Here is a 16267-nt window from a genome sequence, read left to right as displayed (position 1 = left end):
TAAGAATGTCGAAGGACCACGGCGGAGACAGCAGCGAAGCTGCGGGCTCGGCGGTCGAGAAGCACGGTGGAGTAGAGCCGTCCCCCGGTACCGGTGTCGTGATTGCTGACAGGGTCGAGAACCCCGGCTTTCCGCCCGAGCGACCGCGTGTCACGGATCTCGACCCCAAGGTCGAGAAGCAGCAGGAGCGTCGTGTGGGCGCCCTGTTCATCGTCTCCATCGTCGGCAGCGTCCTCGCGATCGCCGCGTACATCGCCTTCCCGATCACCGAGGGCAACCTGGGCACGGTACGTCTCAACAACCTGTTCCTCGGGCTCGGCATCACTCTCGCTCTTCTCGGCATCGGTCTCGGCGCGGTCCACTGGGCGAAGGCGCTCATGGACGGCCACGACCTCGTCGAACAGCGCCACGGAACTCGCGGCAGCGATGAGACCCGCGCCAAGGCCGTCGAGGTCTTCGCGCTCGGCAACAAGGAATCCGGTTTCACCCGTCGCAAGCTGATCCGTAACTCGCTCATCGGCGCGCTTGTCGTCAGCCCGCTGCCCGCAGTCGTGCTGTTCCGCGACCTCGCTCCGGCCGAGGACCCGGTTCCGCTGCTCAAGCACACGATGTGGGCGAAGGGAACGCGCCTGACGCGCGATCCGTTCGGCACTCCGATCCGTGCATCCGACGTCACTCTCGGCTCGGCCTTCCACGTCATCCCCGAGGGTCTGAACGAGTCCAGCCACCGACTCGAGGAGAAGGCAAAGGCTGCAGTTCTCCTCATGCGTCTCAAGCCGGAGGACCTCAACGTCTCCCCCGGTCGTGAGGACTGGAACTACGACGGCATCGTTGCGTACTCCAAGATCTGCACCCACGTCGGATGCCCCGTGGCACTGTACGAGCAGCAGACCCATCACCTGCTCTGCCCGTGCCACCAGTCGCAGTTCGACATCAAGGACGAGGCCAAGGTCATCTTCGGGCCGGCAAGCCGGGCACTGCCCCAGCTGCCCATCACCGTGGACGATGAGGGCTACTTGGTCGCTCGCAGCGACTTCACCGAGCCCGTCGGGCCGAGCTTCTGGGAGCGTGAGCTGTGACCACCACGACCGCCACACCCGAGACGGTAACGGAGGCTCCTGTCGAGAAGTCGACGGGTGCCCGCTTCACCGGTTGGGCAGCGAACTACATCGACGAGCGCACCAGCCTGTCGGGCCTCGTCAAGGAGCTCGGTCGCAAGATCTTCCCGGACCACTGGTCCTTCATGCTTGGCGAAGTCGCGCTCTACAGCTTCGTCGTCATCCTGCTGTCGGGAACGTTCCTGACGTTCTTCTTCCAGGCGTCGATGGTCCCCGTCATCTACGAGGGCGCCTGGGTTCCGCTCAAGGGAATCGAGATGTCGGCCGCCATGGCGTCGACCCTCGACCTGTCGTTCGACATTCGCGGCGGGCTCCTGATGCGCCAGGTGCACCACTGGGCTGCGCTTCTGTTCGTGGCATCCATCGGACTGCACATGCTCCGTGTGTTCTTCACGGGTGCGTTCCGCAAGCCGCGTGAGATCAACTGGATCGTCGGCTTCCTGCTCTTCATCCTCGCGATGGCTGAGGGCTTCACGGGATACTCGCTCCCCGACGACCTCCTCTCGGGTAACGGTCTCCGCATCATCGATGGAATGGTCAAGGGCATCCCGATCGTCGGAACGTGGATCTCCTACCTGCTCTTCGGCGGAGAGTTCCCGGGCTTCGACATCGTGGGTCGCCTCTACGTTCTGCACATCCTGCTGCTGCCCGCGATCCTCGTCGCGGCGCTCGGCGTGCACCTCGTGCTCCTCATCGTCAACAAGCACACGCAGTTCGCCGCGCCCGGCAACACCAACGACAACGTCGTCGGCGCGCCGATCATGCCGGTATTCGCAGCGAAGGCCGGTGGATTCTTCTTCATCGTCTTCGGCGTGATCGTGCTGATCGCCTCGCTTGTGCAGATCAACCCCGTTTGGGTCTACGGACCGTACGACCCCTCCCCCGTGTCGGCCGGAACTCAACCGGACTGGTACATCGGCTTCGCCGACGGAATGCTGCGTCTCATCCCGCCGCACCTCGAGAGCGTCCTGTTCGGGTACACGTTCACGTGGTACATCATGATCCCGCTTGTGGTCATTGGGCTCTTCCTCGTCGTCGTGGCGCTCTACCCCTTCATCGAGGCATGGGTCACCGGCGACAAGCGCGAGCACCACATCGCCGATCGTCCGCGCAACGCGCCTACCCGTACCGCGATCGGTGCGGCCGGCGTGACGTTCTACGCGGTCATGTGGGCTGCGGCGAGTTCGGACCTCATTGCGACGCACTTCCGTCTCACGATCGAGGGCGTCATCCACGTCTGCCAGGCGCTGCTCATCCTCGGGCCGATCATCGCCTACTTCGTCGCCAAGCGGATCTGCCTCGCACTCCAGAAGAAGGACCGCGAGATCGCGCTCCACGGCTACGAGTCCGGCCGCATCGTTCGACTGCCGGGCGGTGAGTACATCGAGGTGCACGAGCAGCTGGACGAGTACCAGCGCTGGAAGCTCGTGAGCTACGAGGACTACAAGCCGCTGATGATCCGTCCGGACACGCGCGGGCGTATCACTGCTCGCCAGCGTGTGCGCGCGGCGCTCTCGCGCTGGTTCTTCGAGGACCGCATCGAGCCCGTCACCCGCAAGGAGCTCGACGCCGGCCACGGCGACAGCCACTAGTTCGCACGCAAGAGGAGCCCCCGCCACCCGGAAGGACGGCGGGGGCTCCTCTTCGCTGTGCCCTTCGACGATGACCGTGGCACGAGGCAGGAGATGCCCGGCCTTCCGACGTCAGAGGTGGGTCCCGAGCAGCATCGGTGCTCAATCGATTCGTGAACCAGAGCTCCGGCTTTGTCTGCGAACCACTCGCTGCCGGTCGGCCACATGTGCCCCGCGCAGCACCGCTAGCGGGCGGTTGATCGTCGCGGTTCCGGGGTTCACGATGCAGACCCACCCGTATGGCCCATAGAGAGGATGAGGGAGAAACGTGTCGCTGGTGCTGTAGTCGACACTGGAGCCCTCACTCCGCTCTGGTGGGTATCCGAGGAGCTCTGTGAAGACGGCCGTTCCTACGTGAATGTTCAGTCGCCACCGCCGACCCTCGTCGAGACGAGACCCAGCGTCATCCGGGTAGTCCTTGGTCACGATCGTGGCGTAGGGCTGCCGGTTGCGTGGCACCCGCCCGTCCGGGGCATAGTAGAAAAAGTAGTCGCCCCATGAGATCTCCGGGTGTTCGCTTCCGGGCAGGGGCGCGAGCTCGAGTACCCCGTCGTAGTTTCGGACTTCTGCCAGAATCAGTTCGATAGTCATGCTTCAAGTGTCAGCTTGAAGCGCTGATGGAGGGTTGCGCACGATGATGGCTGCTGCTCGCAGCTCCCAGCGCTACACGACAAGTGGTCTCGCCGCCGTCTCCGGTTACTCAGTTCAGCAAGTTCGAGATCTCGAACACCTCCGCGTGATTCCAGCCGCGATTCGACAGTCCAACGGATACCGACAATTCACCAGCATCCACGTGGCCGCTCTTCGCGCGTACCGTTACCTGGCGTTTGCGGTCGGTCCGGTGATCGCGCGTGCGACGATGCGCGAGATACGTGATCTGCCCGGCGACGAGGCCATCGCCCGTATCGTCACACTGCACGTCGAACTCGCCCGCTCCCGCGACGACACGATCGCCGCGCTCCACGCTCTCGACGGCATCGTGGAAGAACGGAGCCACGACGCGCCCCCAGCACCGGCAGACGTGATGAGCATCTCCGAACTCTCCGCAGCGCTCGGCGTACGCTCATCCACCCTCCGCTTCTGGGAGCACCAGGGACTGCTTACCCCCGACCGAGAAGAACCACTCGCCGCGCGACGCTATCCGCCCGATGCCGTCAGAGATGCCCGAATCGTCGCAGCGCTCCGTGCGGGAGGGTACCGAATCCCGGCAGTCCAGAGCGTCATGACATCGCTACGTGCACTCGGCGACACAGGCAACGCGCGCGAGGCACTTCGCGACCGACTCCAGACGATTGCGTCCCGTTCCGCTGCGCTCCTGCGGGCGGGTACGGACATCGTCGAGATGCTGAAAACACTCGATCCGCATGATGCCATGAATAGCGACCACTAGGCCGCCAATATCCGCTCCAGCGGACTGGGAGCCGTTCTAACGGGCGAAGTAGCCGCGGTAGTACTCGTAGACCCAGCCGACGATCGCGACGAGCAGGAGGCCGACACCGATGAACGAGAGCCAGGGTCCGATCGCGAGCCCAAGAACGACGATCGCAGCCGAGAAGGCGAGAACAATCGGCCACCAGCTCCAGGGGCTGAAGTGGCCCTGCTCTGCGTCACCGTCGTCGATGTCCGCGTCCAAGCGGTCCTCCGGCAGTTCGCCACCCTGGGAACGGACGACGAGACCGAGATAGAAAGCGATCAGGATCGCCAGGGCCCCCGAGAGCAGAATGGCGATGGAGCCAACCCATTCGATCTTGTTGAACCACTCGACATCCTGATGGTTGGCCAGAATCGACCACCCCGTGTACAGCGCGGCCGCGAAGAGGAAGAACCCGGCGAGAATCCAGAACAACCGGACATTGGTACCCATGGGTTACTTCACCTTCTCATCGGCAGCATCGTAGACGGGAGCCTCCGGGGCGTCCTTCAGCGGCCCGATGCCTACTGGAATTCCGGCCTCGGGGTGGTTCAGATCGAACGCAGGAGACTCCGAACGGATTCGTGGGATTGACGTGAAGTTGTGACGCGGGGGCGGGCAACTCGTGGCCCACTCGAGCGAACGCGCATAACCCCACGGGTCGTTCACGGTGACCTTCGGCGCCTTGCGAGCCGTGATGTAGACGTTGTAGAAGAACGGCAGCATCGAGATCGCGAGAATGGCTGCACCAATCGTCGAGACCTGGTTCATCCACGTCACACCATCCTCTTCGAGGTAGGTGCGGTAACGACGCGGAAGGCCCACGACGCCGATCCAGTGCTGGATCAGGAACGTCGTGTGGAATCCGATGAACAGAAGCCAGAAGTGGATCTTGCCGAGGCGATCGTTGAGCATCTTGCCGGTCCACTTCGGCCACCAGAAGTAGAAGCCAGCGAACATCGCGAACACCACGGTACCGAAGACGACGTAGTGGAAGTGGGCAACGACGAAGTAGCTGTCCGAGACGTGGAAGTCGAGGGGCGGCGAAGCGAGGATGACACCGGTCAGTCCGCCGAACGTGAACGTGATGAGGAAGCCGATGGCCCAGAGCATCGGCGACTCGAATGTCACGGAACCGCGCCACATCGTTCCGACCCAGTTGAAGATCTTCACACCGGTGGGGACCGCGATGAGCATCGTCAGGAGCGCGAAGAACGGCAGAAGTACCGATCCTGTGACGTACATGTGGTGAGCCCACACAGTGATCGACAGTGCCGCGATAGCAATCGTCGCAAATACGAGGGTCTTGTAGCCGAAGATCGGCTTGCGGCTGAACACCGGGAAGATCTCCGAGACGATGCCGAAGAACGGCAGCGCGATGATGTAGACCTCCGGATGCCCGAAGAACCAGAACAGATGCTGCCAGAGGATCACACCACCATTGGCGGGATCGTAGATGTGCGCATCGAAGACGCGGTCCGCGCCGAGGCCGAACAGCGCTGCTGCAAGCACGGGGAACGCCATCAGCACGAGCAGCGAGGTCACGAGGGTGTTCCACGTGAAGATCGGCATGCGCCACATCGTCATACCGGGAGCGCGCATCGTGATGATCGTGGTGATGAAGTTGACCGCACCGAGGATCGTTCCGAAACCGCTCAGGGCCAGACCGAAGACCCACAGGTTTCCGCCGAAACCGGGCGAGAAGGTCGTGCTCGACAGCGGCGCGTAGGCGAACCAGCCGAAGGAGGCCGCACCCTGGGGGGTGAGGAAGCCCGCGACCGCGATGAGGCTACCGAAGTTGAAGAGCCAGTAGGCGAACGCGTTCAGACGGGGGAACGCGACATCCGGGGCACCGATCTGGAGCGGCATGAGCACGTTGGCGAAGCCCGCGAAGAGCGGCGTCGCGAACATGAGCAGCATGATCGTGCCGTGCATCGTGAAGAGCTGGTTGTACTGCTCCCCCGTCGCTACGACGGAGATGCCCGGAGCGAAGAGCTGAGCGCGGATGACGAGCGCCATCACGCCGCCAAGAAGGAAGTAGAAGAACGACGTGATCAGGTAGAGATACCCGATCGTCTTGTGGTCAGTGGAGGTGATCCACTTGACGAGTACGTTGCCCTTGCGCTCGGCCGAAGTCGAGATGCCCGGAGTTGCAATGGTTGCTGTGGTCATCGTCGTTAGTCCTCGGTGCCCTCGGTGCCGCTGCCCTCGTTGCCCGGCAGGTTCTGGTTCACGTTGTAGTCGGCGCCGATCTGGCCCTCGCCGCCATAGGGAGCGAAGTCGCCAGCCTTGAGGCGCTCGATGTAGGCGTCGTAGTCCTCCTGCGAGACGACCTCGACGCTGAAGAGCATGAGCGAGTGGTACTCGCCGCACAGCTCGGCACACTTGCCGGCGTACGTGCCGATCTTCGTCGGCGTGAAGTACATGTAGTTGCTCTTGCCGGGAATCATGTCCTTCTTGTAGAGGAAGTCGACGACCCAGAAGGAGTGGATGACATCACGGGACTCGATCTTGACCTCGACGGTCTTGTCCACGGGAAGGACCAGCACCGGAAGCGTCCGCGTGTCGATCGAACCGTCCGGAAGGAAGTCCGCCTGGACACCCGAGTAGTAGGCGTCATCGGTGACGTAGTTGAAGTCCCAGGCCCAGCGCTTGCCGAAGACCTCGATCTGCACGTCGGGATTCGCAGTCGGCTCCTCGATGGCTGCCTGGTCGCGGGCCGTAAAGGCGAAGAACCCGAGCACGAGGATGAGCGGCACGACAGTGTAGAAGATCTCCACCGGCAGGTTGTAGCGCAGCTGCACGGGAAGGCCGGTCTGGCCCTTGCGGCGACGGTACACGACTGCGGCCCAGAGGATGAGGGCCCAGGTCACGAGACCCACCACGAGCAGCACGATCCAGGACGTCACCCAGAGCCCGATGATGCGCGATGTGTGGTTTGTGGTGTCGGGATCACCGGGGAGCCAGCCCTGAAGCTGCTCCTGGGTGCACCCGGCAAGAATGATTGCAACGGCAATGCCAATTGGCACGGCCGCCCATCGAAGATGCTGTTTAGAGCGCACCTGTGACCTCTCGCAGAACTCGGACTTCACTCCCGCCCAGTCTATAACCGCGACGGGCTCCCCCGAACGCACGGCGACCCGTGGACACGCGAAACGGAAGCGAAAAACGCGCCCCGAAGGGCGCGTTTTCGTGGAGAACTGGCGGCGACTCAGCGCCGGGAAGAATCAGTGGAAGCTGTCTCCGCAGGCGCAGGACCCTTCCGCGTTGGGGTTGTCGATCGTGAACCCCTGCTTCTGGATCGTGTCCTCGAAATCGATGGTCGCTCCATCGAGGTACGGCACGCTCATCTTGTCGACGACGACCTCGACACCATCCGCAAACTCGGCGATGGCATCGCCGTCGAGCGCCCGCTCGTCGAAGTAGAGCTGGTAGATCAGGCCGGAGCATCCGCCCGGCTGAACCGCAAGCCGCAGGCGGAGGTCATCGCGACCCTCCTGCTCAAGCAGGCTGCGAACCTTGCTCGCAGCGGCGTCTGTGAGGCCCACGCCGTGGGTGGAGATGGCGGTATCTGTCATGTCCACCATTCTACGCCCGCCCCTCGAGCTTTGCGAGTAGTACGGCCTCGGTGAGAATCGCGCGCCGGAAGACTCCGAGATGCAGGGACTCATTGGGGCTGTGGGCCCGCGAATCGGGGTCCTCGACTCCCGTCACGAGAATCTGGGCTTCGGGAAACACGTCGACCAGGTCGGAGATGAACGGGATGCTGCCACCGATGCCCGTTTCCCTCGCTGGGCGCCCCCACGCCTGGCGCATGGCATCCTCGGCCTCCGCGACGGCCCACCCACTCGTGTCGACGAGAAACGGATTGCCCAAGTCGACGTCGTCGATTGTCACGGTCGCGCCGAAGGGAGCGTTCGCTGCGATGTGTCGCTCGATCGCCTCGAAGGCAGCCCTGGCGACCTGGCCGGGGGCGACACGAGCACTGACCTTCACCGTCACCGACGGGAGGAGTGTGTTGGATGCCTGCTCCACAGTCGGCGCGTCGATGCCGGTGATCGTGATCGCGGGTTGGTTCCACATTCGGCTCAGCACGCTGCCGTGACCGACGGGACGCACCCCGGGCAGGAAGGCTGCTTCTTCTGCCAGGCGCCCCTCCGAGTACTCCGGAGTCGTGGCATCCCGCGAGGTGAGTCCGTCGACGGCGACCGACCCGTCCTCCGCATGGAAGGTCGACAGGAGACGAACCATCGCGAGCATCGCGTCCGGGGCCGCTCCCCCGAACATCCCAGAGTGACTCGCATGGTCGAGAGTCGAAACGGTGAGCTTGAAAGCGACCATGCCCCTCAACGCGACGGTGAGAGATGGGGTGTCGACGTCCCAGTTGTCCGAATCCGCCACGACGATCACATCGGCTGCGAGTTCATCGCGGTGCTGGGTGATGAAGTTGGCGAACGAGCGGGAGCCGAACTCCTCCTCGCCCTCGATGAAGAGGGCGAGACCCAGGTCGAAGTCTGGGCCCACGGTCGCTACGAAGGCACGAAGGGCTGCCACGTGAGCCATGACGCCGGCCTTGTCATCCGCCGCCCCGCGCCCGTACAGCCGATCCCCCCGGACAGTCGGCTCGAAGGGAGCTGACTCCCAGTCCTCGTCCTTGCCAGGAGGCTGCACATCGTGGTGCGCGTACAGGAGGATGGTCGGCCTGCCGTTGCGGGCCGCCCGAGTCGCCAAGACCGCCGGATGCCCGTTCCGCTCGTCGTCGATCGGAGCGGTGGAGACCTGGACGTTCTCGAAGATCTCGAGACCGTCGACGAGCGCCCGGATTGCCTCGGCGCTTGCCGCCACGTGGGCCGGGTCGAATCCATCCCACGACACGGAGGGGATCCTGACCAGCGACCCGAGATCGGATACCGCGCTCGGCAGGCCGGATCTCACCGCCTCATCAAGGGCCGGGAAGAGGGCGTGCTGATCGATTTCGGTCATGCGAGTAATCTTAAGCAGACTCAAGAGGCGAGGATCATCGTGGCCAAGACACCTTCCAGCACACCGTCGACCGTCGAGACTGCTTCCGAGCAGCCCACGGTGGGTAAGGGGCGCCCCACGCCGACCCGTCGCGAGAAGGAGGAGGCGCGCAAGCGACCCCTCGTCTCGAACGACCGTGCTGAGGCCCGGCGCAAGGCACGCGCCGATGCCCAGCTGCAGCGCGACAAGGCGCGCATCGGCATGGCCAACGGTGATGAGCGTTACCTGCCGATCCGTGACCGCGGGCCCCAGAAGCGATACGTGCGCGACTACGTCGATGCGCGCTTCAGCTTCGGCGAGATTCTCATCCCGCTGATGTTCGTGGTGATCATCCTCACGTTCCTCCCCGACCCCAACGTTCAGGCCATCGGCCTCATCGCGCTGTGGGCGTTCTTCATCGTCGCGGCAGCCGACGCGGTATTGCTCGGCTTCCAGGTCACGCGCAAGCTCAAGGCGAAGTTCGGAGAGGACCGCGTGGAGAAGGTGCGATGGTACGCAGCGATGCGCGCCCTTCAGTTGCGGATGATGCGCCTCCCCAAGCCGCAGGTGCGACGCGGCGCTTACCCCGAGTAGCCACTACTCCGCCGGAGCCGTTCAGAGCGACTTCGCGAGCCCTCGGTTGATCGAGCGTGCCCACAGCGGGCCGAGGTAGAGGAACGCCGTGTAGCCCTGGACCAGGGTCGCGCCGGCATTCAGGCGGGCGCGAACGTCTTCAGCCGTTTCGATGCCGCCCACGGAGATCACGCAGAAGTCCTCCGGCACGATCGACCGGATGAGGCGGAGCAGTTCGAGGGACCGCGCCGCGAGCGGGGCACCCGAGAGTCCCCCAGCGCCTGCGGCCTCGACAACGGCCCTCTCGGTCGCGAGACCCTCCCTGGACAGGGTCGTGTTGGTCGCGATGATGCCGTCGACGAGCTCGACCGCGAGATTCGCTATGGTGCCGACCTCCCCGTCGCTGAGATCCGGGGCGATCTTGACGAGCACAGGGGTCTCCCCCGCTGCTGCCTTCACTGCCTCGAGCAGGGGGCGCAGCTTCTCGAGTTCCTGGAGTCCTCGCAGGCCGGGCGTATTGGGAGAACTGACGTTGACCACGAGGTAGTCCGCAAGAGGGGCCAGGGCCCGCGCGCTCACGAGGTAGTCGTCGGTCGCGGCATCCACATCGACTACACGCGACTTGCCGATGTTGATGCCGATAACGGGCCGGTCCGCTCGCCCCGCTGCCTTGGCGATGACCTCGCGCGCGGTCGCTGCGCCGTGATTGTTGAAGCCCATGCGGTTGATGACCGCGCGGTCGGCAACGAGCCGGAACAGCCTCGGACGAGGGTTGCCCGGTTGCGCCTGAGCCGTGATGGTCCCGACCTCGATGTGCCCGAAACCCAGGTCTCCCAAGCCCCTGATGCCCGAACCCTCCTTGTCGAAACCGGCTGCCAGCCCAAACGGGGACGGGAAGGTCAACCCGAGCGCCCTCACCTCCAGGCGACGGTCAGGACGCGTGAATCGAGCGACGAGACGGCCCAGGCCGAGAGTGGGAAGGGCACGGATGACGGCGAATGCGAGGCCGTGTGCCCGCTCCGGATCCATGCGCGAGAGAACGAGGGTGAAGAGGAGTCGATACATGCTGCTGCAAGGGTATCGGTCAGCGGCCGACTGGATCGGTCAGGAGGTCGTCTCGCTCGACTCGTGGTCGACACGCAGCAGCGTGATCGCCGCCTCGAAATCGTCGAGCGAGTCGAACCCCTGGTAAACACTCGCGAACCGCAGGTAGGCGACCTCATCGAGCTCGCGCAGGGGTGTCAGGATGGCAAGACCGATGTCGTTCGCTTCGATCTGCGCGGCGCCCGTGGCACGGATCGTCTCCTCGACGCGCTGGGCGAGAACCGCGAGATCGGTATCCGTGACGGGACGACCCTGGCAAGCCTTGCGCACGCCCGAGACGATCTTCTCGCGACTGAAGGGTTCGACGACACCATTCCGCTTGATCACACTGAGACTCGCAGTCTCGGTGGTCGAGAAGCGTCGCCCGCATTCCGGGCACTGCCGCCGCCGCCGGATCGAGAGCCCGTCATCGCTCGTTCGTGAGTCGATAACGCGGCTGTCAGGATGGCGGCAGAACGGGCAGAACATGGTGCCTCAAGGATACGCCCTCACCGGGCAGTAAGCCGGGACAGCTCACTGCTCGGGGAATCGTGCGGTGACGGCTGCGCCGTGAGCGGGAAGATCCTCGGCCGAGCTGAGCGCGACGATCCGCTGTTCGACCTGCTGGAGTGCGTCCCTGTCGTACTCGATGACCTGTTGCGGGCGAAGAAAGGTGTACGCACCGAGCCCCGACGAGAAACGCGACTGGCCGCCCGTCGGAAGAACGTGGTTGGACCCCGCGAGATAGTCACCGAGGCTCACCGGCGAGTACGCGCCGAGGAAGATGGCGCCGGCGTTGTCGATCTGGTCGAGGAGCGCCCCAGAATCACGCACCTGGAGTTCCAGATGCTCCGGGCCGTAGGCGTTGCTGAACGCCGCGGCCGCAGCAAGATCCGAGACCAGGACGACAGCCGACTGTTCGCCGCGGAGGGAGATGGCTACCCGGTCGGCGTGCGCAGTCTGCTGCGCCAGCCGGGCAACCTCCGCCATGACGGCGGTTGCGAGCTCCTCGGAGTCGGTGACGAGAACTGCTGCGGCGAGTTCGTCGTGTTCGGCCTGGCTCACGAGGTCGGCGGCCACGAGCGTGGCATCCGCGCTGGCATCCGCGATGACCAGGATCTCCGTGGGGCCCGCCTCGGAGTCGATTCCGACAACGCCACGAACCAGCCGCTTCGCGGCGGCCACGTAGACATTCCCCGGCCCGGTGATGACATCGACGGGCTCGAGCGAGAGGTCGGGCACGCCGTACGCGAGTGCGCCGATGGCGCCCGCACCACCCATGGCGTAAACCTCGTCGATACCGAGAAGTCCAGCGGCACCGAGGATCGTCGGATGCACGGCACCGTCGAATCCGCGCTGGGGTGGCGAGGCGATCGCGAGCGATGACACTCCGGCAACCTGGGCGGGAACGACATTCATCACCACGCTCGACGGGTATACCGCCTTTCCGCCCGGCACATAGAGCCCGACGCGAGTGACCGGCTGCCATCTCTGGATGATTCGGGCTCCGGGCGCCACGTCTGTGACAGCCCCCGCGGGCACCTGGGCCTCCGACACGAGACGGACTCGATCGATGGCCGCCTCGAGCGCCTCGCGCACCTCCGGTCTGAGTCCTCGCACGGCAGCCGAGATCTCGTCCGCGTGAACCCGGATGCGCGGCGGACGGACCCCATCGAGGCGCTCGGCTTGCTCGAGAAGCGCCAGCTCCCCGTTCATCCGTACCTCGTTGATGAGATCGTGGGCCGTGCTCGTGGCGACGGAGACGTCGACGCTCGCTCGGGGCACCAACTCCCCGAGTTCGGACCGGGTTGGTTGGAGCTCGCGGAGATCAAGTGTGCGCATCATGGCGTGTCCATGTTAGTTCGTGGCGATTCGACGGATCGCGTGGGCAGGGGCGGCTAGCCGAGGCAGGACGGGCCGAGGAGGCTCTTGAGTTCGCCATAGAGATCGGCGGAGACCGTGACCGGGTACGGCACTTCGAAAACACGGGCACTGTCGCCGCGGATGAGTCTCAGCCTCACCTCGTTCTCGCCGCGGTGCCTGATCAGCACGTCATTGAGTGCCGTGATCACCTCAGTGGTGGCCCGCTGCTCCTGAACGGAGATCACCAGTGGCCCGGAACCGAGGCTCGCACCGGTGTCCGGGGTGAACATGCTCACCGCGTGGAGGTTCATCCCGTCGTCGCGCACACTCACTCGCCCACGAACCACCACAATCGCATCGTTGGTGAGGGCCGGCGAGAACTCCTGATAGGTCTTTCCGAGGAACATGACGCTGATCTCACCGGCGAAGTCCTCGATCGTCGCGATGCCGTACTGGTTGCCCGAATTCCGGGCAACCCGATGCTGCACGCTCGTGATGAGTCCGGCGATCGTGACGTGCTCGCCGTCCTGCGCGACATCACCCCCGAGTATCTCGGTGATGGTCGAACTCGCGTGCTTCGCAAGCTGCACCTCGAGGCCAGCGAGTGGGTGGTCGGACACGTAGAGTCCGAGCATCTCGCGTTCGTAGGCGAGTTTGTCACGCTTGGCCCACTCCGGACGTTGTGGCACGTGGTCAACGGCTTCCGGTTCATCCCAGAGGCTGTCGAAATCGAACCCGACCTGACCGTTCGCTTCATTGCGCTTGACACTCACCGCAGAATCCACGGCATCCTCGTGGATCTCCAGCAGAGCGCGCCTCGTAGCACCCAACGAGTCGAACGCACCCGCCTTGATGAGGGATTCGACCGTGCGCTTGTTCGCGACCTGGATGGGCACCTTGCGCAGGAAGTCGTGGAAGGACGTGAAAGCACCCTTCTCGGTGCGCGCTGCTCGGATCTGTTCGACGACTGAGAAACCGACGTTGCGCACCGCACCAAGCCCGAAGCGGATGTCGTCGCCGACTGCCGCAAAGAATCCGATCGACTCATTGACATCGGGGGGTAGCACGTTGATCTTCATGCGGCGACACTCGTTCAGGTACAGGGCGAGCTTGTCCTTCGCATCGCCGACGCTCGTGAGGAGCGCGGCCATGTACTCGGCGGGATAGTGCGCCTTGAGGTAGGCAGTCCAGTACGAGATCACACCGTACGCGGCGGAGTGAGCCTTGTTGAACGCGTAGTCGGAGAAGGGCAGCAGGATGTCCCAGAGCGTCTTGATCGCGGCATCCGAGAAGCCGTTCGACTTCATGCCAGCTTCGAAACCCTCGTACTGCTTGTCGAGTTCGGACTTCTTCTTCTTACCCATGGCGCGGCGGAGGATGTCGGCCTGGCCGAGCGAGAATCCGGCCACGCGCTGGGCGATCGCCATCACCTGCTCCTGGTAGATGATGAGGCCGTAGGTGGTGTCGAGGATGTCGGCCAGTGGCGCTTCGAGCTCGGGGTGGATGGGCGTGATCGGCTGCAGACCGTTCTTGCGCAGCGCGTAGTTCGTGTGGGAGTTCGCACCCATGGGGCCAGGGCGGTACAGAGCGATGACGGCCGAGATGTCCTCGAAGTTATCGGGCTTCATGAGCTTGAGAAGCGAGCGCATCGGCCCACCATCCAGCTGGAACACGCCAAGAGTATCGCCGCGACCGAGTAGCTCATACGCGGCCGGGTCATCGAGTTCGAGGTCTTCGAGGACGGGGCGGTGCCCGCGGTTGGACTCTATGTTGTCGAGCGCGTCGTCGATGATCGTGAGGTTGCGCAGCCCCAGGAAGTCCATCTTGATGAGACCAAGAGCCTCAGCCGCCGGGTAGTCGAACTGGGTGACGATCTGGCCGTCCTGTTCGCGACGCATGATCGGGATGATGTCGATGAGGGGGTCGGACGACATGATGACGCCTGCCGCGTGCACACCCCACTGGCGCTTCAGGTTCTCGATGCCGAGGGCGGTGTCGAAGACCTTCTTGGCCTCCATGTCCGTGTCGATGACGCCGCGGAAGTCAGCCGCTTCCTTGTAGCGCTCGTGCGTCTTGTCCAGAATGCCCGACAGGGGCATGTCCTTGCCCATGATGGGCGGCGGCATTGCCTTCGTGAGCTTCTCGCCCATGCCGAAGGGGAAGCCGAGCACACGCGAGGAGTCCTTGAGCGCCTGCTTGGCCTTGATCGTTCCGTACGTGACGATCTGGGCCACGCGCTCGTCCCCGTACTTCTCGGTCACGTAGCGGATGACCTCGCCGCGGCGACGGTCGTCGAAGTCGACGTCGAAGTCGGGCATGGAGACACGGTCGGGATTGAGGAAGCGCTCGAAGAGCAACCCGTGAACGAGAGGATCGAGGTCTGTGATGCCCATGGCATAGGCGGCCATCGAGCCTGCTCCCGAACCACGACCGGGACCGACACGGATGCCGTTCTTCTTCGACCACCCGATGAAGTCGGCGACGACGAGGAAGTAACCGGGGAACCCCATCTGCGTGATGACGCCAGCCTCGTAATCGGCCCGCGCACGCACCTCGTCGGAGATGCCGTTCGGATACCGGCGCTCAAGGCCGCGCTCGACCTCCTCGAGGAACCAACTCGCCTCTGTATGCCCATCCGGCACGGGATAGCGCGGCATGAAGTTCGCCGACTCATTGAACGCGACATTGCAGCGCTCGGCGATGAGGAGGGTGTTGTCGCACGCCTCGGGGTGGTCCCTGAAGAGTGAACGCATCTCCGACGCCGACTTGAGATAGAACTCGTCCGAGTCGAATTTGAAGCGATTGGGGTCGTCGAGAGTCGACGCTGACTGGACGCACAGGAGCGCGGCGTGGGCGGTGGCGTCATGGGCGTGCGTGTAATGGAGATCGTTGGTCGCGACGAGCGGCATCCCGAGCTCCTTGGCGAGCTGGAGCAGCTCGGTCATGGTGCGGCGCTCGATGTCGATGCCGTGGTCCATGATCTCGGCGAAGAAGTTCTCCTTGCCGAAGATGTCCTGGAACTCTCCCGCGGCCTTGCGCGCCTCGGCGTACTGTCCGAGCCGGAGTCTTGTCTGGACCTCTCCACCGACGCATCCGGTGGTCGCGATGACGCCTCTGGAGTACCTCTGCAGCAGCTCGCGATCCATGCGCGGCTTGAAGTAGTAGCCCTCGATCGACGCGAGCGACGACAACCGGAAGAGGTTGTGCATGCCCTCGTTGGTCTCGGAGAGCAGAGTCATGTGCGTGTAGGCACCGGACCCACCTACGTCGTCCTGGGTCTGGTGCTGCCCACCCCAACGCACGCGCGTCTTGTCGCTTCGATGGGTGCCCGGTGTGATGTAGGCCTCGGTACCGATGATGGGCTTGAGGCCCGCCGCAGTCGCCTGCTTCCAGAAATCGTAGGCGCCGAACATGTTGCCGTGGTCGGTGACAGCGATGGCCGGCATCCCCTGCTCGGCAGCAGCCTTGGTGAGCGGGCCGACGCGGGCCGCACCGTCGAGCATGGAGTACTCGCTGTGGACGTGCAGATGCACGAACGAGTCGCTGGAAGAGGGCACTGACATCTTTCGGATCGGTGACGGGAATCC

The 16267-nt window shown here is 64.2% G+C and carries 14 protein-coding genes; 4 read left to right on the top strand and 10 right to left on the bottom strand.

All coding sequences use genetic code 11. The features are described 5' to 3' along the window. Nucleotides 1–5 precede the first annotated feature (5 nt). The gene (locus HDC94_RS08950; RefSeq protein WP_179496792.1) at nucleotides 6–1079 is read left to right on the top strand and encodes a ubiquinol-cytochrome c reductase iron-sulfur subunit; all 1074 of its coding nucleotides are present in this window, start codon (nucleotides 6–8) and stop codon (nucleotides 1077–1079) included. After that, entirely contained in the window at nucleotides 1076–2710 is a 1635-nt protein-coding gene (locus tag HDC94_RS08945) for a ubiquinol-cytochrome c reductase cytochrome b subunit (RefSeq protein WP_179496790.1), read from the top strand. The genes HDC94_RS08950 and HDC94_RS08945 overlap by 4 nt, the downstream gene beginning before the upstream one ends. Nucleotides 2711–2851: 141 nt before the next feature. Here the strand turns inward: HDC94_RS08945 and HDC94_RS08940 are convergent, their stop codons facing one another. Next, the gene (locus HDC94_RS08940) at nucleotides 2852–3340 is read right to left on the bottom strand and encodes a DUF6194 family protein (protein ID WP_179496788.1); all 489 of its coding nucleotides are present in this window, start codon (nucleotides 3338–3340) and stop codon (nucleotides 2852–2854) included. Between the two features lie 202 nt (nucleotides 3341–3542). On the opposite strand from HDC94_RS08940, the gene HDC94_RS08935 reads away from it, so the two are divergent. Further along, a complete protein-coding gene (locus HDC94_RS08935) occupies nucleotides 3543–4139 on the top strand; it encodes a MerR family transcriptional regulator (protein ID WP_308495681.1) in 597 nt (198 codons plus the stop codon). A gap of 36 nt (nucleotides 4140–4175) precedes the next feature. Here the strand turns inward: HDC94_RS08935 and HDC94_RS08930 are convergent, their stop codons facing one another. From HDC94_RS08930 to HDC94_RS08910, 5 genes are all read right to left on the bottom strand, one after another. After that, a complete protein-coding gene (locus HDC94_RS08930; RefSeq protein WP_179496786.1) occupies nucleotides 4176–4613 on the bottom strand; it encodes a cytochrome c oxidase subunit 4 in 438 nt (145 codons plus the stop codon). 3 nt (nucleotides 4614–4616) lie between these two features. Continuing rightward, nucleotides 4617–6332 (bottom strand): cytochrome c oxidase subunit I, encoded by a 1716-nt coding sequence (ctaD, locus tag HDC94_RS08925; protein ID WP_179496784.1) that lies wholly within the window; start codon nucleotides 6330–6332, stop codon nucleotides 4617–4619. Nucleotides 6333–6337: 5 nt separating this feature from the next. Next, complete coding sequence (gene coxB, locus HDC94_RS08920) at nucleotides 6338–7222, bottom strand: cytochrome c oxidase subunit II (protein ID WP_179498973.1); 885 nt, start codon at nucleotides 7220–7222, stop codon at nucleotides 6338–6340. Between the two features lie 165 nt (nucleotides 7223–7387). After that, on the bottom strand, nucleotides 7388–7738 hold the full coding sequence (locus tag HDC94_RS08915; protein ID WP_179496782.1) for an iron-sulfur cluster assembly accessory protein: 351 nt from the start codon (nucleotides 7736–7738) through the stop codon (nucleotides 7388–7390). A 10-nt stretch (nucleotides 7739–7748) separates the two neighbouring features. Then, on the bottom strand, nucleotides 7749–9143 hold the full coding sequence (locus HDC94_RS08910) for a dipeptidase (RefSeq protein WP_179496780.1): 1395 nt from the start codon (nucleotides 9141–9143) through the stop codon (nucleotides 7749–7751). A 39-nt stretch (nucleotides 9144–9182) separates the two neighbouring features. On the opposite strand from HDC94_RS08910, the gene HDC94_RS08905 reads away from it, so the two are divergent. Continuing rightward, nucleotides 9183–9755 (top strand): DUF3043 domain-containing protein, encoded by a 573-nt coding sequence (locus HDC94_RS08905; protein WP_308495680.1) that lies wholly within the window; start codon nucleotides 9183–9185, stop codon nucleotides 9753–9755. Nucleotides 9756–9776: 21 nt separating this feature from the next. Here the strand turns inward: HDC94_RS08905 and HDC94_RS08900 are convergent, their stop codons facing one another. From HDC94_RS08900 to dnaE, 4 genes are read right to left on the bottom strand one after another with little or no spacing between them, the layout of a single operon-like run. Continuing rightward, complete coding sequence (locus tag HDC94_RS08900) at nucleotides 9777–10799, bottom strand: quinone-dependent dihydroorotate dehydrogenase (protein WP_179496778.1); 1023 nt, start codon at nucleotides 10797–10799, stop codon at nucleotides 9777–9779. Between the two features lie 39 nt (nucleotides 10800–10838). After that, nucleotides 10839–11306, bottom strand: a complete 468-nt coding sequence (gene nrdR, locus HDC94_RS08895) for a transcriptional regulator NrdR (RefSeq protein WP_179496776.1) — start codon at nucleotides 11304–11306, stop codon at nucleotides 10839–10841. Between the two features lie 45 nt (nucleotides 11307–11351). Then, a complete protein-coding gene (gene hisD, locus HDC94_RS08890) occupies nucleotides 11352–12662 on the bottom strand; it encodes a histidinol dehydrogenase (protein WP_179496774.1) in 1311 nt (436 codons plus the stop codon). 53 nt (nucleotides 12663–12715) lie between these two features. Further along, a complete protein-coding gene (gene dnaE / locus HDC94_RS08885; protein ID WP_374757282.1) occupies nucleotides 12716–16183 on the bottom strand; it encodes a DNA polymerase III subunit alpha in 3468 nt (1155 codons plus the stop codon). Between the last annotated feature and the right edge of the window lie 84 nt (nucleotides 16184–16267).

The sequence above is a fragment of the Leifsonia sp. AK011 genome, assembly GCF_013410945.1.
Classification (GTDB): domain Bacteria; phylum Actinomycetota; class Actinomycetes; order Actinomycetales; family Microbacteriaceae; genus Rhodoglobus.
This window is presented reverse-complemented; position numbering and strand designations above follow the sequence as displayed.

Bases quoted from the DNA above. Each gene is read 5' to 3' on its own strand.
- HDC94_RS08950 (WP_179496792.1), top strand. From the start codon at position 6: ATGTCGAAGGACCACGGCGGAGACAGCAGCGAAGCTGCGGGCTCGGCG.
- HDC94_RS08940 (WP_179496788.1), bottom strand. From the start codon at position 3,340: ATGACTATCGAACTGATTCTGGCAGAAGTCCGAAACTACGACGGGGTA.
- HDC94_RS08930 (WP_179496786.1), bottom strand. From the start codon at position 4,613: ATGGGTACCAATGTCCGGTTGTTCTGGATTCTCGCCGGGTTCTTCCTC.
- ctaD (WP_179496784.1), bottom strand. From the start codon at position 6,332: ATGACCACAGCAACCATTGCAACTCCGGGCATCTCGACTTCGGCCGAG.
- HDC94_RS08915 (WP_179496782.1), bottom strand. From the start codon at position 7,738: ATGACAGATACCGCCATCTCCACCCACGGCGTGGGCCTCACAGACGCC.
- HDC94_RS08910 (WP_179496780.1), bottom strand. From the start codon at position 9,143: ATGACCGAAATCGATCAGCACGCCCTCTTCCCGGCCCTTGATGAGGCG.
- HDC94_RS08900 (WP_179496778.1), bottom strand. From the start codon at position 10,799: ATGTATCGACTCCTCTTCACCCTCGTTCTCTCGCGCATGGATCCGGAG.
- nrdR (WP_179496776.1), bottom strand. From the start codon at position 11,306: ATGTTCTGCCCGTTCTGCCGCCATCCTGACAGCCGCGTTATCGACTCA.
- hisD (WP_179496774.1), bottom strand. From the start codon at position 12,662: ATGATGCGCACACTTGATCTCCGCGAGCTCCAACCAACCCGGTCCGAA.
- dnaE (WP_374757282.1), bottom strand. From the start codon at position 16,183: ATGCTCGACGGTGCGGCCCGCGTCGGCCCGCTCACCAAGGCTGCTGCC.